We start from the raw sequence: 21,746 nt of genomic DNA, 5'->3' as shown, positions 1-21,746 counted from the left end.
GGGCGTTGAACGGAGCCCCTATGTCACGTCACTCCCGGCGCAGGTTTCTCACGTATCTGGTAGCCGCGCCCACCCTCGCGGTCGCGACCAGGATCGGCCTGGACGTCCACGAGCCCGGCAGCGCGGAGGCGGCGATCCCCACACTGCCCGCACCGGCGGATCTGGTGGACCTCGGCGATCTGCTGATCCTGGCCGGGACGCCGACGGCGCACCTGCTGGTGCTGAGCGTCGACGAGGAGGGTGTGGCCCACTTCCGGCTGCCGCGCGAGGAGGTCGGGCAGGGGCTCACCACCGCCGTGGCGATGCTGGTGGCGGAGGAGCTGGACACTCCGCTCGACCGGGTCAGGATCCAACTGGACGACGCGCGGCCGGAGTTGCTGTTCAACCAGCTCACCGGCAGCTCCAACTCCATCCGCTCGCTCTACGATCCGGTCAGGCACACGGCGGCCGCCGCGCGGGCCCGCCTGGTTCGCGCCGCCGCGAGACAATGGGGCCTCCCGGCAAGTGAGTTGACGGTGCGTCAGGGTGTCGTGGTCGCGCCGGACGGACGTACCGCCTCCTACGGCTCGCTCTCGGCGGCCGCCGCCTCCCTCGACCTCGGCTCCCTCACCGTCACGCCGAAGAAGGAGTCGGACCACACCCTCGTCGGCACCCCCACCTCACGCATCGACGCCCGTGCCCTGGTCACCGGCAAGCAGGCCTACACGCTCGACCTCGACGTGCCGGGGGCCAAGCCGTGCATGGTGCGCAGGCCGCCGACGATCAACGGCACGGTGAAGGCGGTGAACAACGAGGCCGCCGTACGGGCCATGCCCGGTGTGCTCGACGTGGTGACCATCGACACGGGCGTCGCCGTCGTCGCGGAAACGTTCGGGCAGGCCCTCGACGGCAAGGAAGCGCTGGACGTCACCTGGGGCCCGGGCAGCGTCGACACCCTCTCGGACGACGGCATCCGGGCGAGGCTGAAGGCGGCCACGCCCTCGCTGGACGTGCTCGGGCTGCTGGTGAAGAAGGTGGAGGGGGAGTTCGACTTCGCGTTCGCCAGTCACGCTCCGCTGGAGACCAACTCGGCCGTCGCCGACGTACGGGAGGACCGGGCCGAGATCTGGTCCGGGCTGAAGTCGCCGATCGCCGCCCAGGCCGCCATCGCCAAGGCCGTCGGGCTCCCCGTGTCCAAGGTCGACGTACACGTCGTGCAGTCCGGCGGCTCCTTCGGGCGGCGGCTCTTCCACGACGCGGCTCTGGAGGCCGCCGTCGTGTCGAAGAAGAGCGGGCGGCCTGTACGGCTGATGTGGTCCCGCATCGACGACATGCGGCACGGGCGGATGCGGCCCGCCACCCACCACCGGATCCGGGCCACCTACGCGGCCGGGCAGGTGCTCACCTTCCAGCACCGGGTGGCCGCCGTGGAGACCGATTTCCGGCACGGGCTCGGCGACGCGATCACCGCCGCCGCGGCGAGCCTGCCCTCCGGCGTCGGGAACGCGACCTTCGCCCAGACCCTGTTCCTGACCACGGTCAAGTCCCCGTACAACTTCGGGGTCACCACCCAGACGCTCACCGAGGTGCCGATCAGGATGCACACCGGGTCGTGGCGCTCGGTGTACTCGGCCAACACCCGCGGGGCCGAGGAGATCATCGTCGACGAGCTGGCGGCGAAGCTGGGCAAGGACCCCGTGGCCTTCCGGCGGGAGTTCCTCAAGACCGCGCGGCAGCGGGCCGTGCTCGACAAGGTCGCGGCGGAGGGCGACTGGGGGCGGAGCCTCCCGGACGGCTGGGCCCAGGGCGTCGCCTTCCACGACGAGTACAAGGCCTGCACGGCCTGCCTGGTCGAGATCGACGCGACCGATCCGAAGAAGCCCCGCGTGACCAAAGCCGTCATCGCCGCCGACGTGGGTCGCGTGATCAACCCGCGCGGCCTGGAGGCCCAGCTGCTCGGCGGGCTCACGGACGCCATCTCCACCACCCTGCGGGCCGGGCTCCACATCGATGAGGGGCTACCGCTGGAAGGCAGCTACTCCCAGTTCCACTACGCCCGCCAGAAGGACTCCCCGAAGGACGTCAGGATCTTCGTCATCGAGGGTGCCGACGAACCCGGCGGCGCGGGCGAACTCGGCGTCCCGGCGGCCGTCGGCGCCGTCGCCAACGCCTATGCGCGGGCCACCGGCACCAAGCCGCGCAGCTTCCCCGTCACCTTCGACGTCGACTTCACGCCCTTCCCCCGCTGAGCCGGGCGCAGAATCCAGGAGCACATCGATGCCCTCCCACACCTTCACCGTGAACGGTGAGACCGTCACCGTCGACGCCCCCGACGACCTGCCCCTGCTGTGGGCGCTGCGCGATCTGCTCGGTGTGCGCGGGCCCAAGTACGGCTGCGGCATCGACGTCTGCAAGGCCTGCACCAGCCATCTCGACGGCGAGGCCGTCCGGCCCTGCGTGGTCCCGGTCGCCGAGGCGGCGGGCCGCGAGGTCACCACCATCGAGGGCCTGGCCGACGGCGACCGGCTGCACCCCGTCCAGGAGGCCTGGCTGGAGCAGGACGTGGCCCAGTGCGGCTACTGCCAGCCCGGACAGATCATGGCCGCCGTCGCCCTCCTCAAGCGGACCAGCGACCCCACCGACGCCGACATCGACGAGATCGCCAACGTCTGCCGCTGCGGCACGTACTTCCGCATCCGGGAGGCGATCAAGAGCGCGGCGGCGAAGATGCGCTGACCCGGGGCGGTGCTCCGTCCCGCGCACCCGGCCCGTCCGTCTGCTGGACCTGTGACCGGCTCCCGCCCCGGACGTGGGAGGATCGGAGGTGGCGGGCCGGGGCCGCGCACCCGGTAGCCGTCGCCGTACGCGAGGACGCGCGTACACGCAGGCAGGACGCAGTACCGGGCGCGAGCACTGAGGAGCACCGTTGAGCAGGTTGCGCTGGCTGACCGCGGGGGAGTCCCACGGTCCCGCACTTGTCGCGACGCTGGAGGGCCTTCCCGCCGGCGTGCCGATCACCACGGAGATGGTGGCGGACCACCTGGCCCGGCGGCGCCTGGGCTATGGACGCGGTGCCCGGATGAAGTTCGAGCGCGACGAGGTCACCTTCCTCGGCGGCGTGCGGCACGGCCTCACCATGGGCTCCCCGGTGGCGATCATGGTCGGGAACACCGAGTGGCCGAAGTGGGAACAGGTCATGTCGGCCGACCCGGTCGACCCGGAGATCCTCGCCGGACTCGCCCGCAACGCGCCGCTGACCCGCCCCCGCCCCGGCCACGCCGACCTGGCCGGCATGCAGAAGTACGGCTTCGACGAGGCCCGCCCGGTCCTGGAGCGCGCCTCCGCCCGCGAGACCGCCGCCCGGGTCGCCCTCGGCGCCGTCGCCCGGTCGTACCTGAAGGAGACGGCCGGCATCGAGATCGTCAGCCACGTCGTCGAGCTGGCCGCCGCGAAGGCCCCGCAGGGTGTGTACCCGACCCCGGCCGACGTGGAGAAGCTGGACGCCGACCCGGTGCGCTGCCTGGACGCCGACGCCTCGAAGGCGATGGTCGCGGAGATCGACCAGGCCCACAAGGACGGCGACACCCTCGGCGGCGTCGTCGAGATCCTGGCGTACGGTGTGCCCGTGGGCCTCGGCTCCCACGTCCACTGGGACCGCAAGCTGGACGCCCGTCTCGCCGGTGCGCTGATGGGCATCCAGGCCATCAAGGGCGTCGAGATCGGCGACGGCTTCGAGCTGGCGCGGGTGCCGGGCTCCAAGGCGCACGACGAGATCGTCAACACCCCCGAGGGCATCCGCCGGGTCTCCGGCCGCTCCGGCGGCACCGAGGGCGGTCTGACCACGGGCGAGCTGCTGCGGGTCCGCGCGGCGATGAAGCCGATCGCCACCGTGCCGCGCGCCCTGCAGACCGTCGACGTGACCACGGGCGAGGCCGCGCAGGCGCACCACCAGCGCTCCGACGTCTCCGCTGTGCCGGCGGCCGGCATCGTCGCCGAGGCGATGGTGGCCCTGGTGCTGGCCGACGCGGTCGCCGAGAAGTTCGGCGGCGACAGCGTCACCGAGACGGCCCGCAACGTCCGCTCCTACCTCGACCACCTCGCGATCCGGTGAGCCCGGTGCCTCTGGTCGTCCTCGTCGGCCCCATGGGCGTCGGCAAGTCCACCGTCGGACAACTGCTCGCCGAGCGGCTCGGCGTCGCCTACCGCGACACCGACGACGACATCGTGGCCGAGCAGGGCCGCGAGATCGCGGAGATCTTCGTCGACGAGGGCGAGTCCGCCTTCCGTGCCATCGAGAAGAAGGCCGTGCACACGGCACTCGCCGGTCACGACGGCGTCCTCGCCCTCGGCGGCGGCGCGATCCTCGACGCCGACACCCGGGCTCTGCTCGTGGGACAGCGGGTCGTGTACCTGTCGATGGACGTCGAGGAGGCCGTCAAGCGCACCGGCCTCAACGCCGCCCGCCCCCTACTGGCCGTCAACCCCCGCAAGCAATGGCGGGAGTTGATGGAGGCCCGGCGCAACCTCTACGAGGAGGTCGCCACGGTCGTCGTCACCACCGACGGCCGCACGCCCGAGGAAGTCACCCGAGCGGCCCTGGACGCACTGGAGTTGAAGGAAGCATGAGCGAGACAGTGACCCGTATCCAGGTCGGCGGTACGGCGGGCACCGAGCCGTACGAAGTCCTGGTGGGGCGTCAACTCCTCGGCGAGCTGGGCGGGTTGATCGGCAACCGCGCGAAGCGCGTCGCGGTGGTCCACCCCGAGGCGCTGGCGGACACCGGCGAGGCCCTGCGCGCCGACCTGGCGGAACAGGGCTTCGAGGCGGTCGCCATCCAGGTACCGAACGCGGAGGAGGCCAAGACCGCCGAGGTCGCCGCGTACTGCTGGAAGGCGCTGGGCCAGTCCGGCTTCACCCGCACCGATGTCATCGTCGGTGTCGGTGGCGGCGCCACCACCGACCTGGCCGGTTTCGTGGCGGCGACCTGGCTGCGCGGGGTCCGCTGGATCGCCATCCCCACAACCGTGCTGGCCATGGTGGACGCGGCCGTCGGCGGCAAGACCGGCATCAACACGGCCGAGGGCAAGAACCTGGTGGGCTCGTTCCACCCGCCGGCCGGAGTGCTGTGCGACCTGGCCGCGCTGGACTCGCTGCCGGTCAACGACTACGTCTCCGGCCTCGCCGAGATCATCAAGGCCGGCTTCATCGCCGACCCGGTGATCCTGGACCTGATCGAGGCCGACCCGCAGGCCGCCCGCACCCCGGCGGGGCCGCACACGTCCGAGCTGATCGAGCGGTCGATCCGGGTCAAGGCCGAGGTCGTCTCCGGCGACCTCAAGGAGTCCGGGCGCCGCGAGATCCTCAACTACGGGCACACGCTGGCCCACGCGATCGAGAAGAACGAGCGCTACCAGTGGCGGCACGGCGCGGCCGTGTCCGTCGGCATGCACTTCGCCGCCGAACTGGGCCGCTTGGCAGGCCGGTTGGACGACGCCACCGCCGACCGCCACCGTACGGTCCTGGAATCCGTCGGGCTGCCGCTGACCTACCGCTACGACCAGTGGCCCCGGCTGCTGGAGACGATGAAGGTCGACAAGAAGTCCCGGGGCGACCTGCTGCGCTTCATCGTCCTGGACGGTCTGGCCAAGCCCACCGTCCTGGAGGGACCCGACCCGGCGATCCTGCTCGCCGCCTACGGCGAAGTGGGCCAGTAACGCCCGCTCGGGCAGCACTTGCCCGATTCGCCTTGTGTCCATGGCCACTTGGGCACTTCGGGCTGCCCCCGGCCGTTCACCAAACGGCGGCCGGGGACGGTACCGTTCGGTAGGGGCGGGGTCGCGAGACCCCGCTCGCCAGTGTCGATGTGACTGTACGAGACGGAGTGGCACCGGATGCAGCACGCAGTGGGAGCTCCGCTGCCGCCGCCCCATCGGCCGGGGCAGGACCCGGCGGCCCCCTGGTCGCCGGCCGCGAACCACCAGGGCCACCCGGCACCCCCTCACCCGGGAGCGCCGGGCGCGAACCCGCCGGGACACCCCGGTGCGAGCCACCCGGTCCCCCCGGTCCCACCGGGCCCCCACCCGGGCCCCGTACCGCCGCCCGCGGCCCCGCCCACGCCGCCCGCGCCACCCGTCTCGGCACCCCCACCCTCCCCTCCCGGCTCGGTGCAGCCCGCGCCCGGCTTCGCCGGCGGCCCGGGGCACCCGCACCCCTCCGCCCCGCAGCAGACCGGGATGCCGAGGGACACCACCGGACACGTGCAACTGCCCCCGGGCGGCCCCGTCACCATGCCGCCGCCCGCCACCGGCGCCCCCGACGTCACCACCACCACGCTCGCGGTCCTGCTCATCGGGCCCGCGGGGGCGGGCAAGACCAGCGTCGCCAAGTACTGGGCGGACCACCGCAGGGTGCCCACCGCGCACATCAGCCTGGACGACGTACGCGAGTGGGTGCGCTCGGGCTTCGCGGACCCGCAGTCCGGATGGAACGACAACTCCGAGGCGCAGTATCGTCTCGCCCGCCGCACCTGCGGCTTCTCCGCCAGGAACTTCCTGGCCAACGGCATCTCCTGCATCCTCGACGACGCCGTCTTCCCCGACCGGCCGGTCGTCGGCCTCGGCGGCTGGAAGCGGCACGTCGGTCCCGGTCTGCTCCCGGTCGTCCTCCTCCCGGGCCTGGAGATTGTCCTGGAACGCAACGCCGAGCGCTCGGGCAACCGCCGCCTCACCGACGAGGAGGTCGCCCGCATCCACGGCCGGATGGCGGGCTGGTACGGCTCGGGCCTCCCGATCATCGACAACTCCCAGCTGGACGTCCCGGCCACCGCGAGGGTCCTGGACGAGGTCCTGGCGAGGTCGATCGCCAGCCCCCCGAAGTGGTAGCCCCGCGCCCCGAAAGGGGCGCGAGGAACTGCGCGACCAACCCCCACCGGCTCGCGGACGGCACACGACCCCGCGCCGCACCCCCGTACCTCGCACAGTGCCCCCGGTCGGCCCCGCTCGACCGGCGGCCGCCCGGCGGAGCTCATACGCTCGGCACATGTCTGAGGTCTACGCGGCCCGCCGCGCCCGGCTGAGAGAGCGCTGCCACTCCAACGGGAGCGCCACCGCACTGGTGACCCGTCCGGCCAACGTCCGGTACCTCGCGGGCGCGGCACCCGAGGGGGCCGTCCTCCTGCTGGGCCGGGGCGAGGACGTCCTCGTCTGCGGCACACCCCCGAGAGGTGAGATCGGCGAGGGCCGGCCCGACGAGGCCGTACACGTCCAGGTGCTGCCGAGCCCCGGTGGCGACCCCGCGGTCGCCGCCGCCGATCTGGCCACGGAGCTCGGCGTCGACTCGCTCGCCGTGGAGGAACACCACCTCACCGTGGGCCGCCACCGGGCGATCCGCTCGGTCGCGCCCCGGCTGCGGCTGGCCGACCTCGGCGGCGCGGTCGAGCAGCTCAGGGTGGTCAAGGACGAGGAGGAGATCTCCTGTCTGCGGATCGGCGCGGAGATCGCCGACCAGGCCCTGGGCGAACTCCTCGAATCGATCCTCGTCGGCCGCACCGAGCGCCATCTCGCCCTCGAACTGGAGCGCCGCCTCGTCGACCACGGCGCGGACGGCCCCGCGTTCGCGACCTCAGTCGCCACCGGCCCGAACTCTGGCCGTTCCCGTCACGTCCCCACCGACCGCCGGGTCGAGGAGGGCGACTTCCTCTCCGTCTGCCTCGGCGCGACCTACCGCGGCTACCGCTGCGAGATCGGCCGTACGTTCGTGATCGGGACCTCGCCCGCCGACTGGCAGATCGAGCTGTACGACCTGGTCTTCGCAGCCCAGCGGGCCGGACGGGAGTCACTCGTACCCGGTGCGGCCTACCGCGCCGTGGACCACGCGGCCCGCCAGGTCCTGGACTCCGCGGGGCACGGTGAGGGCCTCCCGGTGGTGATGGGGCACGGGGTCGGACTCGAAATCGACGAGGACCCGCAGTTGGCCCCCGCGGCCATGGGTAAACTGGACGCTTGCGTGCCGGTCACCGTCGAACCGGGGGTCCACCTCCCGGGCAGGGGCGGCGTCCGGATCGATGACACGCTCGTCGTACGCCCCGAGGCGGACGGCGGACCCGAGCTACTCACCATCACGACCAAGGAGCTGCTCGCGCTCTAGCTCATCGGCTGGGCGCGTGGCCCGGGGTCGTCCACGTCAGTCCAGGAGATTCCGCAACCGTGGCTTCCACGAACGACCTCAAGAACGGCCTGGTGCTCAAGCTCGAAGGCGGCCAGCTCTGGTCCGTCGTCGAGTTCCAGCACGTCAAGCCCGGCAAGGGCCCGGCCTTCGTGCGCACCAAGCTCAAGAACGTGCTCTCCGGCAAGGTCGTCGACAAGACGTTCAACGCCGGCGTCAAGGTCGAAACGGCCACTGTCGACAAGCGTGACATGCAGTTCTCCTACATGGACGGCGAGTACTTCGTCTTCATGGACATGGAGACCTACGACCAGCTCATGGTCGACCGCAAGGCCGTCGGCGACGCCGCCAACTTCCTGATCGAGGGCTTCACCGCCACCGTCGCGCAGCACGAGGGCGAGGTGCTCTTCGTCGAGCTGCCGGCCGCCGTCGAGCTCGTCATCCAGGAGACCGAGCCGGGCGTCCAGGGCGACCGCTCCACCGGTGGCACCAAGCCCGCCACCCTGGAGACCGGCCACCAGATCCAGGTGCCGCTCTTCATCACCACCGGCGAGAAGATCAAGGTCGACACCCGCACGAGCGACTACCTCGGCCGGGTGAACAGCTAACCGTGGCTGCCCGTAACACGGCCCGCAAGCGCGCCTTCCAGATCCTCTTCGAGGGCGACCAGCGCGGGGTCGACGTCCTGACCGTCCTCGCGGACTGGATCCGGCACGCCCACAGCGACACCCGTCAGCCCCCGGTCAGCGAATACACCATGCAGCTGGTCGAGGGGTACGCCGAGCGTGCCAAGCGGATCGACGAGCTGATCGCCCAGTACTCGGTGGGGTGGACGCTCGACCGGATGCCGGTGGTGGACCGCAACATCCTGCGGCTCGGCGCGTACGAGCTGATCTGGGTCGACGCCACCCCGGACGCGGTGGTGCTGGACGAGATGGTGCAGCTGGCGAAGGAGTTCTCGACGGACGACTCGCCCTCGTTCGTGAACGGGCTGCTCGGCCGGCTGAAGGACCTCAAGCCTTCGCTTCGCCGGGAAGCCGAGTAGGCAGGGAGAGCGGGGGAGCGCCGTCGGGGTGCTGTGCGAAGCCGGCTGCGGGTGGTCCGTGGCTGGTCGCGCAGTTCCCCCCTGCCCCTGTCGGGGCCCGGTCCCGCTCCTCGGCGTTCACGCGCCGTACGACAAGCAGAAAACCGCCGGGGTGGCTCGAACCAATCGGTTCGAGCCACCCCGGCGGCACGTTTCTGCTGGGTGCTGCCCGAGGTGTCAGTTGTCCTCGTGGGAGACCGCGCGGCGCGCGTCCGCGTCGAGGACGCCCCAGCTGATCAGCTGCTCGGTGAGGACCGAGGGGGACTGGTCGTAGATGACGGCGAGTGTGCGCAGGTCGTCCTGGCGGATCGAGAGCACCTTGCCGTTGTAGTCACCGCGCTGGGACTGGATCGTCGCCGCGTAACGCTGCAGCGGGCCCGCCTTCTCGGCCGGCACATGGGCCAGGCGCTCCAGGTCGAGGACCAGCTTCGGCGGCGGCTCGGCGGCGCCACCAGGGGTCGTACCAGGAAGCAGCTCCTGCACAGGGACCCCGTAGAAGTCCGCCAGCTCCGCGAGGCGCTGCACGGTGACGGCGCGGTCTCCGCGCTCGTACGAACCGACCACGACCGCCTTCCAGCGTCCCTGGGACTTCTCCTCGACACCGTGGAGGGAAAGGCCCTGCTGGGTGCGGATGGCCCGGAGCTTGGCCCCGAGCTGTTTGGCGTATTCGCTGGACATATAGCTCCCCGGACGAAGGCTGGTGACTCACTGTGAGGTTACGCAGCGTGACTCTGCCCCGTCAAGCCGAATGGTCCGGACCGACTCTTCCGTGGTAACCGCGTTCCCTTGGGCCAGGGGGGTGATCAGGGGCGTTACGAGGGCCTGCTAACGTTGACGGCGCAAATCCGACGTCCTTTAAGGTCCGTCCCGTGAGGCGGAGAAGGAGGTCCGTTTCCTATGGACACGCACGACCCGCAGCAGAACCTGCCCCAGGACGCGCAGTCGTCCGATGCCCGGCCCGTTCTCGAAGGCCCCGACATCGCGCGCGTACTGACCCGCATCGCCCACGAGATCGTCGAACGCGCCAAGGGCGCCGACGACGTGGTGCTCCTCGGCATTCCGACCCGGGGCGTCTTCCTCGCCCAGCGGCTCGCCGCCAAGCTCGCGGAGATCACCGACCGCAAGATCCCGGTCGGCTCGCTCGACATCACCATGTACCGCGACGACCTGCGCATGCACCCGCCGCGTGCGCTGGCCCGCACCGACATCCCCGGTGACGGCATCGACGGCCGCCTCGTCGTCCTCGTCGACGACGTGCTCTTCTCCGGCCGCACGATCCGCGCGGCGCTCGACGCGCTGAACGACATCGGCCGCCCGCGCGCCGTCCAGCTCGCTGTCCTCGTCGACCGGGGCCACCGCGAACTGCCCATCCGCGCCGACTACGTCGGCAAGAACCTCCCCACGTCGCTGCGGGAGACGGTCAAGGTCCAACTCGCCGAGGAAGACGGTCGGGACACCGTCCTGCTCGGTGCGAAGCGGACCGCCCAGCAGTAGCACGCGCGCGCGTGCGGCCCCGTGCCGTACGCCCCTCCGCGATGCCCCTGACTGCCCGTAATCTCCCGAACTGCCTTACGGAGCCTGACAGATGCAGCGTCATCTCATCTCGGCCGCCGACCTCACCCGCGACGACGCCGTCCTGATCCTCGACACCGCCGAGGAGATGGCCCGGGTCGCCGACCGGCCGATCAAGAAACTGCCGACCCTGCGCGGCCGCACGATCGTCAACCTCTTCTTCGAGGACTCCACCCGCACCCGGATCTCCTTCGAGGCCGCCGAGAAGCGCCTCTCGGCGGACGTCATCAACTTCACCGCCAAGGGTTCGAGCGTGTCGAAGGGCGAGTCCCTGAAGGACACGGCGCAGACGCTGGAGGCCATGGGCGTCGACGCCGTCGTCATCCGGCACGGCGCCTCGGGGGCCCCGTACCGCCTGGCGACCTCCGGCTGGATCGACGCCGCCGTGATCAACGCGGGCGACGGCACCCACCAGCACCCCACCCAGGCCCTGCTGGACGCCTTCACCATGCGCCGCCGCCTCGTCGGCCGGGACGCGGGGCTCGGCCAGGACCTGTCCGGCAAGCGGATCACGCTCGTCGGCGACGTCCTGCACAGCCGCGTCGCCCGCTCCAACGTCGCCCTGCTGCACACCCTCGGCGCCGAGGTCACCCTCGTCGCCCCACCCACTCTGGTTCCGGTCGGCGTCGAGACCTGGCCCTGCGAGGTCTCCTACGACCTCGACAGCACGCTCGCCAAGTCCGACGCGGTGATGATGCTGCGTGTGCAGCGCGAGCGGATGAACGCCGCGTTCTTCCCGACCGAGCGCGAGTACTCCCGGCGCTACGGCCTCGACGGCGACCGCATGGCGCGGATGCCCGAGCACGCCATCGTGATGCACCCCGGCCCGATGGTCCGCGGCATGGAGATCACCGCCGAGGTCGCCGACTCGGACCGCTGCACCGTCGTCGAGCAGGTCGCCAACGGCGTCTCCATCCGCATGGCCGTGCTCTACCTGCTGCTCGGCGGCAACGAGCCCGCCGTCGCCCACGCCCGCACCCCCGAGGAGAAGTAAGACCATGAGCAAGATCCTGATCCGTGGCGCGAAGGTGCTGGGCGGCGAGCCGCAGGACGTCCTGATCGACGGCGAGATCATCGAGCGGGTCGGTGCCGGACTCTCCGACGACGACGCCCTGGTCGTCGAGGCCGAGGGCAAGGTGCTCCTGCCGGGCCTCGTCGACCTGCACACCCATCTGCGCGAGCCCGGCCGCGAGGACTCCGAGACCGTGCTCACCGGCACGCGCGCGGCGGCCTCCGGCGGCTACACGGCCGTCTTCGCCATGGCCAACACCTTCCCCGTCGCCGACACCGCCGGCGTGGTCGAGCAGGTCTACCGCCTCGGCCAGGAGCACGGCTACTGCGACGTGCAGCCCATCGGCGCCGTCACCGTCGGCCTGGAGGGCAAGAAGCTCGCCGAGCTGGGCGCCATGCACGAGTCGGCCGCCGGGGTCACCGTCTTCTCCGACGACGGCAAGTGCGTCGACGACGCGGTGATCATGCGCCGGGCCCTGGAGTACGTGAAGGCCTTCGGCGGGGTCGTCGCCCAGCACGCGCAGGAGCCGCGCCTCACCGAGGGCGCCCAGATGAACGAGGGCGTCGTCTCCGCTGAGCTGGGCCTCGGCGGCTGGCCGGCGGTGGCCGAGGAGTCGATCATCGCCCGGGACGTCCTGCTCGCCGAGCACGTCGGCTCCCGCGTCCACATCTGCCACCTCTCGACCGCCGGGTCCGTCGAGATCGTCCGCTGGGCCAAGTCCCGCGGCATCGACGTCACCGCCGAGGTCACCCCGCACCACCTCCTCCTCACCGACGAGCTGGTGCGCTCCTACAACCCGGTCTACAAGGTCAACCCGCCGCTGCGCACCGAGCGCGACGTGCTGGCCCTGCGCGAGGCGCTCGCCGACGGCACGATCGACATCGTCGCCACCGACCACGCCCCGCACCCGCACGAGGACAAGGACTGCGAGTGGGCCGCGGCCGCCATGGGCATGGTCGGCCTGGAGACCGCCCTGTCGGTGGTCCAGGAGACGATGGTCACCACCGGGCTGCTCGACTGGGCGGGCGTCGCGGACCGCATGTCGTTCAAGCCGGCCAAGATCGGCCAGGCCAAGGGACACGGCCGTCCCGTCTCGGCAGGTGAGCCCGCCAACCTCACGCTCGTCGACACGGCATACCGTGGGTCGGTGGATCCCGCGGGCTTCGCCTCGCGCAGCCGCAACACCCCCTACGAGGGCCGCGAGCTGCCGGGCCGTGTCACGCACACGTGGCTGCGGGGCAAGGCCACGCTCGTCGACGGGAAGCTCACGTGACACCTGTAATTCTGCTGGCCGCAGAGAAGGAATCGGCCGAGGTCACCGACTGGGCCGCGCGGATCGGCTGGGTCGTCGGACTCGCCCTCTTCGTCGCCCTCGTCTACTGGCTGATGCGCGAGGGCTGGAAGTGGCGCGGCACGCTCCAGAGCGATCTGCCGGAGCTGCTCACCGCGCCGGACGAGCCGGGCGAGGCCAGACTGAGCATGAGCGGCCGCTACCACGGCTCCACCACGGCCGGGCAGTGGCTCGACCGCATCGTGGCGCACGGCCTGGGCACCCGCAGCCGGGTCGAGCTGACGCTGACGGACGCGGGCCTGGACGTCGTACGCCCGGGGGCGACGGACTTCTTCGTCCCGGTCGACGCCCTGCGCGAGGCCCGGCTCGACAAGGGCATCGCCGGCAAGGTCCTCACCGAGGGCGGGCTGCTGGTCGTCACCTGGGAGCACGGCGGCAAGCTGCTCGACTCCGGGTTCCGCTCCGACCGCGCGGCCGAGCACAACGAGTGGGTCGAGACCCTGAACCAGATGATCAACAAGACGGAAACGGAAGGCGCACGATGACGACCTCCACCCGGGGAGCCACCAGGGTTCCCGCCGTACTCGTCCTGGAGGACGGCCGGATCTTCCGCGGCCGCGCCTACGGGGCCGTGGGGGTGACCTTCGGCGAGGCCGTGTTCTCCACCGGGATGACCGGCTACCAGGAGACCCTCACCGACCCGTCGTACCACCGCCAGGTCGTCGTCATGACCGCCCCGCACGTCGGCAACACCGGCGTCAACGACGAGGACCCCGAGTCGAAGAGGATCTGGGTCTCCGGCTACGTCGTCCGCGACCCCGCGCGTGTGCCCTCCAACTGGCGCTCCCGGCGCTCCCTGGACGACGAGCTGCGCGCTCAGGGCGTCGTCGGCATCTCCGGCATCGACACCCGCGCCCTCACCCGCCACCTCCGTGAGCGCGGCGCCATGCGCGTCGGCATCTTCTCCGGCAACGCGCTGCCCGACGCGGGCGTCATGCTCACCGAGGTCCGCGAGGCCCCCGAGATGAAGGGCGCCAACCTCTCCGCCGAGGTCGCCACCAAGGAGACGTACGTCGTCCCCGCGATCGGCACCAAGAAGTTCACCGTCGCCGCCGTCGACCTCGGCATCAAGGGCATGACCCCGCACCGCATGGCCGAGCGCGGCATCGAGGTGCACGTGCTCCCGGCCACGGCCACGGCCGAGGACGTGTACGCCGTGAACCCCGACGGCGTGTTCTTCTCCAACGGCCCCGGCGACCCGGCCACCGCCGACCACCCCGTCTCCGTCATGCAGGCCGTCCTGGAGCGCGGCACCCCGCTCTTCGGCATCTGCTTCGGCAACCAGATCCTCGGCCGCGCGCTCGGCTTCGGCACCTACAAGCTGAAGTACGGCCACCGGGGCATCAACCAGCCGGTGCAGGACCGCACGACCGGCAAGGTCGAGGTCACCGCGCACAACCACGGCTTCGCCGTCGACGCCCCGCTCGACGAGGTCTCCGACACCCCCTACGGCCGCGCCGAGGTCTCCCACGTCTGCCTCAACGACAACGTGGTGGAGGGGCTCCAGCTCCTCGACCGGCCGGCGTTCAGCGTCCAGTACCACCCCGAAGCGGCAGCGGGCCCGCACGACGCCGCCTACCTGTTCGACCGCTTCGTATCCCTGATGGAGGGCCAGCGTGCCTAAGCGCACCGATATCCAGTCCGTCCTGGTCATCGGCTCCGGCCCGATCGTCATCGGCCAGGCCGCCGAGTTCGACTACTCCGGCACCCAGGCGTGCCGCGTGCTCAAGGCCGAGGGCCTGCGCGTCATCCTGGTCAACTCCAACCCGGCGACGATCATGACCGACCCGGAGATCGCCGACGCCACCTACGTCGAGCCGATCACCCCGGAGTTCGTCGAGAAGATCATCGCCAAGGAGCGCCCGGACACCCTCCTGCCCACCCTCGGTGGTCAGACGGCCCTCAACACGGCCATCTCGCTGCACGAGGCCGGGACGCTGGAGAAGTACGGCGTCGAGCTGATCGGCGCCAACGTCGAGGCCATCAACAAGGGCGAGGACCGCGACCTCTTCAAGGACGTGGTCGAGGCCGTCCGCGCCAAGATCGGCCACGGCGAGTCCGCCCGGTCCGTGATCTGCCACTCCATGGAGGACGTCCTCGCCGGCGTCGAGACGCTCGGCGGCTACCCCGTCGTCGTCCGCCCCTCCTTCACCATGGGCGGCGCCGGCTCCGGCTTCGCCCACGACGAGGAGGAGCTGCGCCGCATCGCCGGCCAGGGCCTGACGCTCTCTCCCACCACCGAGGTGCTCCTGGAGGAGTCCATCCTCGGCTGGAAGGAGTACGAGCTGGAGCTGATGCGCGACAAGCACGACAACGTCGTGGTCGTCTGCTCCATCGAGAACTTCGACCCGATGGGCGTTCACACCGGCGACTCGATCACGGTCGCGCCCGCGATGACGCTCACCGACCGCGAGTACCAGGTGCTGCGTGACGTCGGCATCGCGATCATCCGCGAGGTCGGCGTCGACACCGGCGGCTGCAACATCCAGTTCGCGGTGAACCCCGAGGACGGCCGGGTCATCGTCATCGAGATGAACCCGCGCGTGTCGCGTTCCTCGGCGCTGGCCTCCAAGGCGACCGGCTTCCCCATCGCCAAGATCGCCGCGAAGCTGGCCGTCGGCTACACGCTCGACGAGATCCCGAACGACATCACCGAGCAGACCCCGGCCTCCTTCGAGCCGACGCTCGACTACGTCGTGGTCAAGGCCCCGCGGTTCGCCTTCGAGAAGTTCCCGTCCGCCGACTCCTCCCTGACCACCACCATGAAGTCGGTCGGCGAGGCCATGGCGATCGGCCGCAACTTCACCGAGGCGCTCCAGAAGGCGCTGCGGTCGCTGGAGAAGAAGGGCAGCCAGTTCACCTTCGTCGGCGAGCCCGGCGACAAGGCCGTCCTCCTCGAAGAGGCCGTCCGGCCCACCGACGGCCGCATCAACACCGTCATGCAGGCCATCCGCGCGGGCGCCACGCCCGAGGAGGTCTTCGAGTCGACCAAGATCGACCCGTGGTTCGTCGACCAGCTCTTCCTGATCAAGGAGATCGCGGACGAGCTGGCCGCCGCCGAGAAGCTCGACCCCGAGCTGCTCGCCGAGGCCAAGCGGCACGGCTTCTCCGACCAGCAGATCGGCGAGATCCGGGGCCTGCGCGAGGACGTCGTGCGCGAGGTCCGGCACGCGCTGGGCGTACGCCCGGTCTACAAGACGGTCGACACCTGCGCCGCCGAGTTCGCCGCGAAGACGCCGTACTTCTACTCCTCCTACGACGAGGAGTCGGAGGTCGCCCCGCGCGAGAAGCCGGCCGTGATCATCCTCGGCTCGGGTCCCAACCGCATCGGCCAGGGCATCGAGTTCGACTACTCCTGCGTCCACGCCTCCTTCGCGCTGAGCGATGCGGGCTACGAGACCGTGATGGTCAACTGCAACCCGGAGACCGTCTCCACGGACTACGACACCTCCGACCGCCTGTACTTCGAGCCGCTGACGCTCGAGGACGTGCTGGAGATCGTCCACGCCGAGTCGCTGGCCGGGCCGATCGCGGGCGTCGTCGTCCAGCTGGGCGGCCAGACCCCGCTGGGCCTGTCGCAGGCGCTCAAGGACAACGGCGTGCCCGTGGTGGGCACCTCCCCGGAGGCCATTCACGCCGCCGAGGACCGCGGCGCCTTCGGACGCGTCCTCGCCGAGGCCGGCCTTCCCGCGCCCAAGCACGGCACCGCGACCACCTTCGCGGGCGCCAAGGCCATCGCCGACGAGATCGGCTACCCGGTCCTCGTCCGCCCGTCCTACGTGCTCGGCGGACGCGGCATGGAGATCGTCTACGACGAGACCCGCCTGGAGTCGTACATCGCCGAGTCGACCGAGATCAGCCCCTCCCGGCCGGTCCTCGTCGACCGCTTCCTCGACGACGCCATCGAGATCGACGTCGACGCCCTGTACGACGGCCACGAGCTCTACCTCGGCGGCGTCATGGAGCACATCGAGGAGGCCGGCATCCACTCCGGCGACTCGGCGTGCGCCCTGCCCCCGATCACCCTCGGCGGCTTCGACATCAAGCGCCTGCGCGCCTCCACCGAGGCCATCGCCAAGGGCGTCGGCGTGCGCGGACTGATCAACATCCAGTTCGCGATGGCCGGGGACATCCTCTACGTCCTGGAGGCCAACCCCCGCGCCTCCCGCACGGTCCCCTTCACCTCGAAGGCGACCGCCGTGCCGCTGGCCAAGGCCGCCGCCCGGATCTCGCTGGGCGCGACCATCGCCGAACTGCGGGCGGAGGGGCTGCTGCCGGCCAACGGCGACGGCGGTGAGCTGCCGCTCGACGCGCCGATCTCCGTCAAGGAGGCCGTCATGCCGTGGTCCCGCTTCCGTGACATCCACGGCCGCGGCGTCGACACCATCCTCGGCCCGGAGATGCGCTCCACCGGCGAGGTCATGGGCATCGACTCCGTCTTCGGCACGGCGTACGCCAAGTCGCAGGCCGGCGCGTACGGGCCGCTGCCCACCAAGGGCCGCGCGTTCATCTCGGTCGCCAACCGCGACAAGCGTTCGATGATCTTCCCGGCGCGCGAACTGGTCGCCCACGGCTTCGAACTGCTCGCCACCTCCGGCACCGCCGAGGTCCTCAAGCGCAACGGCATCAACGCCACCGTCGTCCGCAAGCAGTCCGAGGGCACCGGACCGAACGGCGAGAAGACGATCGTCCAGCTCATCCACGACGGCGAGGTCGACCTCATCGTCAACACCCCCTACGGCACCGGCGGCCGCCTCGACGGCTACGACATCCGTACGGCCGCCGTGGCCCGCTCCGTGCCGTGCCTGACGACCGTGCAGGCCCTCGCCGCGGCCGTCCAGGGCATCGACGCGCTCAACCACGGCGACGTGGGCGTGCGCTCGCTCCAGGAACACGCCGAACACCTGACCGCGGCCCGCGACTAGCAGCCGAAGAGGGGGACACCGGAAACGGTGTCCCCCTCTTCATGAGGACACCACCATGTACAAGCTCTTCTTCCGTCTGGTCTTCAAGCGGATGGACCCGGAGGAGGCCCACCACCTGGCCTTCCGCTGGATCCGCCTCGCCGTCCGCGTCCCCGTGCTGCGCACCTTCCTGGCGGCGGCCCTCGCGCCCCGCTACGAGGAACTGCGCACGGAGGCCTTCGGGCTGCGGATGCACGGCCCCTTCGGACTCGCCGCCGGCTTCGACAAGAACGCGATCGCGATCGACGGGATGTCGATGCTCGGCTTCGACCACGTCGAGATCGGCACCGTGACGGGCGAGGGCCAGCCCGGCAACCCCAAGCAGCGGCTGTTCCGGCTGGTCGCCGACCGCGCCCTGATCAACCGCATGGGCTTCAACAACGAGGGCTCGCTCGCCGTCGCCGCCCGCCTGGCCTCCCGCACGCCCGTCTTCAGGACGGTCATCGGCGTCAACATCGGCAAGACCAAGGTCGTTCCCGAGGACGAGGCCGCCGCGGACTACGTGAAGTCCACCGAGCGCCTCGCCCCGTTCGCCGACTACCTGGTCGTCAACGTCTCCTCGCCCAACACGCCCGGCCTGCGCAACCTCCAGGCCACCGAGGCGCTGCGGCCCCTCCTGACCGCCGTCCGCGAGGCCGCCGACCGCACGGTCCGCACCCGCCGCGTGCCGCTGCTGGTGAAGATCGCGCCGGACCTCGCCGACGAGGATGTCGACGCCGTCGCCGACCTCGCCGTGGAGCTGGGTCTGGACGGGATCATCGCCACGAACACCACCATCGCGCGCGACGGACTCGGTCTGAAGTCCGAACCCTCCCTCGTGAAGGAGACGGGCGGTCTCTCCGGCGCCCCGGTCAAGGACCGCTCCCTCGCCGTCCTGCGCCGCCTCTACGCGCGCGTGGGCGACCGGATCACCCTGGTGGGCGTCGGCGGCATCGAGAACGCCGAGGACGCCTGGCAGCGCATCCTGGCGGGAGCCACCCTGGTCCAGGGCTACAGCGCCTTCATCTACGAGGGGCCCTTCTGGTCGCGCGCCCTGCACAAGGGCCTCGCGGCCCGCCTGCGCACCAGCCCCTACGCCACCCTCGCCGACGCGGTCGGCGCCGACGTGAGGAAGACGGTATGACCGAGCCCTTCGGCGCCCGCCTGCGCCGAGCCATGGACGAACGCGGGCCGCTCTGCGTCGGCATCGACCCGCACGCCTCCCTGCTCGCCGACTGGGGCCTGAACGACGACGTCGCGGGCCTGGAGCACTTCAGCCGCACGGTCGTCGAGGCGCTGGCCGACCGGGTGGCCGTCCTCAAGCCGCAGAGCGCGTTCTTCGAGCGCTTCGGGTCGCGCGGCATCGCCGTCCTGGAGAAGTGTGTGGCGGAGGCGCGGGCGGCCGGCGCGCTGGTCGTCATGGACGCCAAGCGCGGCGACATCGGCTCCACCATGGCCGCGTACGCCGAGACCTTCCTGCGCAAGGACGCGCCGCTCTTCTCGGACGCGCTGACGGTCTCGCCCTACCTGGGCTACGGCTCGCTGAGGCCCGCCGTGGACCTGGCGCGTGAGAACGGGGCCGGACTCTTCGTGCTGGCGCTCACCTCCAACCCGGAGGGCGGTGAGGTGCAGCACGCGGTCCGCGCCGACGACCCCGACGGCCGGAACGTCGGCGCGACCATGCTGGCGCACCTGGCGGCCGAGAACGCGGGGGAGGAGCCCCTGGGGTCCTTCGGCGCGGTCGTCGGCGCCACGCTGGGTGACCTCTCGTCGTACGACCTGAACATCAACGGACCTCTCCTCGCGCCGGGGATCGGTGCCCAGGGCGCCACTCCGGCCGATCTTCCGGCGGTCTTCGGCGCCGCCGTGCGCCATGTGGTGCCGAACGTCAGTCGAGGTGTCCTTCGTCACGGTGGCGACGTCGTCGCGCTGCGTGACGCCTCGGATCGTTTCGCGGACGAGATCCGCACCGCGACGAAGGCCGCCTGAGACCTCCGATGAGTGGCCGGGGGTCGGTTCCCGGCCGCCTTGAGTCTGAATACATTCTCAAATCCGGGGCGATATGAGGCTTATGTCCGACTCCATGGAGGCTGACCAGGACTTTTCCGCTGTTCTCGCTGACTCTGGCGGAGTTGGCCGCTAGTCTCCGAGCAGGGTGAACGGGCGAGCGTGTTGCTCGTGGCACCCCAGGTGTGGGGCGACTAGGTTCCTCACCGGTCCGTATCCGACAGTTCGACATCCGAGGTGACGTAGGCGTGGCTCTTCCGCCCCTTACCCCTGAACAGCGCGCAGCCGCGCTCGAAAAGGCCGCCGCGGCTCGCCGGGAGCGGGCCGAGGTCAAGAATCGACTCAAGCACTCCGGCGCCTCCCTGCATGAGGTCATCAAGCAGGGCCAGGAGAACGACGTCATCGGCAAGATGAAGGTCTCCGCCCTGCTCGAGTCCCTGCCGGGCGTGGGCAAGGTCCGCGCCAAGCAGATCATGGAGCGACTCGGCATCTCCGAGAGCCGTCGTGTACGCGGCCTCGGTTCCAACCAGATCGCTTCCCTGGAGCGTGAGTTCGGCAGCACCGGTTCCTGATCCCGCCCCCCTGGCGGGAAGGGAGTCCCGGGCACCCCGGGATTGCTGGAATAATCGCTGCATGGCTGCAACATTCCGGGGGACGACCCCCGAGCCCCCGGACGTACGTCCGCGGCTGACCGTGCTCTCCGGCCCCTCAGGGGTCGGCAAGAGCACGGTCGTCGCCCATATGCGCAAGGCGCACCCCGAGGTCTGGCTGTCGGTGTCGGCGACGACCCGCAAGCCACGCCCCGGCGAGCAGCACGGAGTCCACTACTTCTTCGTCACCGACGACGAGATGGACAAGCTGATCGCCAACGGCGAGCTGCTGGAGTGGGCCGAGTTCGCCGGCAACCGCTACGGCACCCCCCGGGCCGCCGTGCTCGAACGCCTGGAGCGGGGCGAGCCGGTCCTGCTGGAGATCGACCTCCAGGGCGCACGGCAGGTCCGCGAGACCATGCCGGAAGCCCAGCTGGTCTTCCTGGCGCCTCCCTCCTGGGAGGAACTGGTGCGCAGGCTCACCGGCCGGGGCACCGAGCCGCCCGAGGTGATCGAACGCCGCCTGGAGGCGGCCAAGATCGAGCTGGCGGCCGAGCCGGAGTTCGACGTGACCCTGGTCAACACCTCCGTCGAGGACGTGGCCCGCGAGCTGCTAGCCTTGATGGATGTTGTGTGATCACGGGCTCTGTCCGTTTTCTGTGATCACGACCGATCTTTTCCCATCCATCGGAAGGTAGAGCGTGTCCTCTTCCATCTCCGCGCCCGAGGGCATCATCAACCCGCCGATCGACGAGCTCCTCGAGGCCACCGACTCGAAGTACAGCCTCGTGATCTATGCGGCCAAGCGTGCCCGCCAGATCAACGCGTACTACTCGCAGCTCGGCGAGGGCCTCCTCGAGTACGTCGGTCCCCTCGTCGACACCCACGTCCACGAGAAGCCGCTCTCGATCGCCCTGCGCGAGATCAACGCGGGTCTGCTGACGTCCGAGGCCGTCGAGGGCCCCGCGTAAGTCATATCGGCAGATCGCAGTAGGTTTTTCCACAGGCCCGGCAGTGCGACTGTCGGGCCTGTGGTGTGTCATTG

At 70.8% G+C, this 21,746-nt stretch carries 21 protein-coding genes; 20 read left to right on the top strand and 1 reads right to left on the bottom strand.

Annotation, left to right across the window (positions count from 1 at the left end):
- The first annotated feature begins 20 nt into the window (after positions 1-20).
- The 9 genes from PUR53_RS04660 to nusB all read left to right on the top strand — a co-directional run bounded on the left by PUR53_RS04660 (position 21) and on the right by nusB (position 9,187).
- Positions 21-2,228: a xanthine dehydrogenase family protein molybdopterin-binding subunit gene (locus tag PUR53_RS04660; RefSeq protein ID WP_329907444.1), complete on the top strand. Its 2,208-nt coding sequence runs from the start codon at positions 21-23 to the stop codon at positions 2,226-2,228.
- A 28-nt stretch (positions 2,229-2,256) separates the two neighbouring features.
- On the top strand, positions 2,257-2,715 hold the full coding sequence (locus PUR53_RS04655; RefSeq protein ID WP_239752428.1) for a (2Fe-2S)-binding protein: 459 nt from the start codon (positions 2,257-2,259) through the stop codon (positions 2,713-2,715).
- 190 nt (positions 2,716-2,905) lie between these two features.
- Positions 2,906-4,090 carry a chorismate synthase gene (gene aroC / locus PUR53_RS04650; protein ID WP_033532571.1) on the top strand — a complete coding sequence of 395 codons (1,185 nt, stop codon included), beginning with the start codon at positions 2,906-2,908 and terminating at the stop codon, positions 4,088-4,090.
- A 32-nt stretch (positions 4,091-4,122) separates the two neighbouring features.
- On the top strand, positions 4,123-4,605 hold the full coding sequence (locus PUR53_RS04645; RefSeq protein ID WP_329901474.1) for a shikimate kinase: 483 nt from the start codon (positions 4,123-4,125) through the stop codon (positions 4,603-4,605).
- Positions 4,602-5,693, top strand: a complete 1,092-nt coding sequence (gene aroB / locus PUR53_RS04640; protein WP_329901412.1) for a 3-dehydroquinate synthase — start codon at positions 4,602-4,604, stop codon at positions 5,691-5,693. The genes PUR53_RS04645 and aroB overlap by 4 nt, the downstream gene beginning before the upstream one ends.
- A 177-nt stretch (positions 5,694-5,870) precedes the next feature.
- Complete coding sequence (locus PUR53_RS04635) at positions 5,871-6,860, top strand: AAA family ATPase (RefSeq protein ID WP_329901411.1); 990 nt, start codon at positions 5,871-5,873, stop codon at positions 6,858-6,860.
- Positions 6,861-7,017: 157 nt separating this feature from the next.
- Entirely contained in the window at positions 7,018-8,124 is a 1,107-nt protein-coding gene (locus PUR53_RS04630; protein ID WP_329907443.1) for an aminopeptidase P family protein, read from the top strand.
- Positions 8,125-8,183: 59 nt separating this feature from the next.
- Positions 8,184-8,750 (top strand): elongation factor P, encoded by a 567-nt coding sequence (gene efp, locus PUR53_RS04625; protein WP_033532566.1) that lies wholly within the window; start codon positions 8,184-8,186, stop codon positions 8,748-8,750.
- 2 nt (positions 8,751-8,752) lie between these two features.
- Positions 8,753-9,187, top strand: coding sequence for a transcription antitermination factor NusB (nusB, locus tag PUR53_RS04620; RefSeq protein WP_329901409.1), 435 nt, complete (start codon positions 8,753-8,755; stop codon positions 9,185-9,187).
- A gap of 216 nt (positions 9,188-9,403) precedes the next feature.
- Here nusB and bldD read toward each other — a convergent pair whose 3' ends face one another.
- Positions 9,404-9,904 (bottom strand): transcriptional regulator BldD, encoded by a 501-nt coding sequence (bldD, locus tag PUR53_RS04615; protein WP_045557247.1) that lies wholly within the window; start codon positions 9,902-9,904, stop codon positions 9,404-9,406.
- Between the two features lie 219 nt (positions 9,905-10,123).
- Between bldD and pyrR the strand changes: the two genes are divergently transcribed.
- The 11 genes from pyrR (at position 10,124) to rpoZ (ending at position 21,672) form a co-directional block, all read left to right on the top strand.
- Positions 10,124-10,720 (top strand): bifunctional pyr operon transcriptional regulator/uracil phosphoribosyltransferase PyrR, encoded by a 597-nt coding sequence (gene pyrR, locus PUR53_RS04610; protein ID WP_329901408.1) that lies wholly within the window; start codon positions 10,124-10,126, stop codon positions 10,718-10,720.
- A gap of 91 nt (positions 10,721-10,811) precedes the next feature.
- Positions 10,812-11,792, top strand: a complete 981-nt coding sequence (locus tag PUR53_RS04605) for an aspartate carbamoyltransferase catalytic subunit (protein ID WP_329901407.1) — start codon at positions 10,812-10,814, stop codon at positions 11,790-11,792.
- Between the two features lie 4 nt (positions 11,793-11,796).
- On the top strand, positions 11,797-13,083 hold the full coding sequence (locus tag PUR53_RS04600; RefSeq protein WP_329907442.1) for a dihydroorotase: 1,287 nt from the start codon (positions 11,797-11,799) through the stop codon (positions 13,081-13,083).
- Entirely contained in the window at positions 13,080-13,646 is a 567-nt protein-coding gene (locus PUR53_RS04595; RefSeq protein WP_329901405.1) for a PH-like domain-containing protein, read from the top strand. The genes PUR53_RS04600 and PUR53_RS04595 overlap by 4 nt, the downstream gene beginning before the upstream one ends.
- Positions 13,643-14,785 carry a glutamine-hydrolyzing carbamoyl-phosphate synthase small subunit gene (gene carA, locus PUR53_RS04590; protein ID WP_329901404.1) on the top strand — a complete coding sequence of 381 codons (1,143 nt, stop codon included), beginning with the start codon at positions 13,643-13,645 and terminating at the stop codon, positions 14,783-14,785. The genes PUR53_RS04595 and carA overlap by 4 nt, the downstream gene beginning before the upstream one ends.
- A complete protein-coding gene (carB, locus tag PUR53_RS04585) occupies positions 14,778-18,086 on the top strand; it encodes a carbamoyl-phosphate synthase large subunit (protein ID WP_329907441.1) in 3,309 nt (1,102 codons plus the stop codon). Before carA ends, carB begins: the two co-directional genes overlap by 8 nt.
- Positions 18,087-18,141: 55 nt before the next feature.
- Complete coding sequence (locus tag PUR53_RS04580; protein ID WP_329907440.1) at positions 18,142-19,248, top strand: quinone-dependent dihydroorotate dehydrogenase; 1,107 nt, start codon at positions 18,142-18,144, stop codon at positions 19,246-19,248.
- On the top strand, positions 19,245-20,093 hold the full coding sequence (gene pyrF / locus PUR53_RS04575; protein WP_329901401.1) for an orotidine-5'-phosphate decarboxylase: 849 nt from the start codon (positions 19,245-19,247) through the stop codon (positions 20,091-20,093). Before PUR53_RS04580 ends, pyrF begins: the two co-directional genes overlap by 4 nt.
- 266 nt (positions 20,094-20,359) lie before the next feature.
- Positions 20,360-20,683, top strand: a complete 324-nt coding sequence (locus PUR53_RS04570) for an integration host factor (RefSeq protein ID WP_003977346.1) — start codon at positions 20,360-20,362, stop codon at positions 20,681-20,683.
- Between the two features lie 61 nt (positions 20,684-20,744).
- Positions 20,745-21,338: a guanylate kinase gene (gmk, locus tag PUR53_RS04565; RefSeq protein ID WP_052146614.1), complete on the top strand. Its 594-nt coding sequence runs from the start codon at positions 20,745-20,747 to the stop codon at positions 21,336-21,338.
- 64 nt (positions 21,339-21,402) lie between these two features.
- The gene (gene rpoZ / locus PUR53_RS04560; protein ID WP_005485492.1) at positions 21,403-21,672 is read left to right on the top strand and encodes a DNA-directed RNA polymerase subunit omega; all 270 of its coding nucleotides are present in this window, start codon (positions 21,403-21,405) and stop codon (positions 21,670-21,672) included.
- Positions 21,673-21,746 lie beyond the last annotated feature (74 nt).

Origin of the sequence: Streptomyces sp. SP18BB07 (assembly GCF_036322545.1) — a bacterium.
GTDB lineage: Bacteria > Actinomycetota > Actinomycetes > Streptomycetales > Streptomycetaceae > Streptomyces > Streptomyces deccanensis.
Note: the sequence above shows the minus strand (reverse complement) of the source record. Positions and strands in the feature narration are given on the sequence as shown.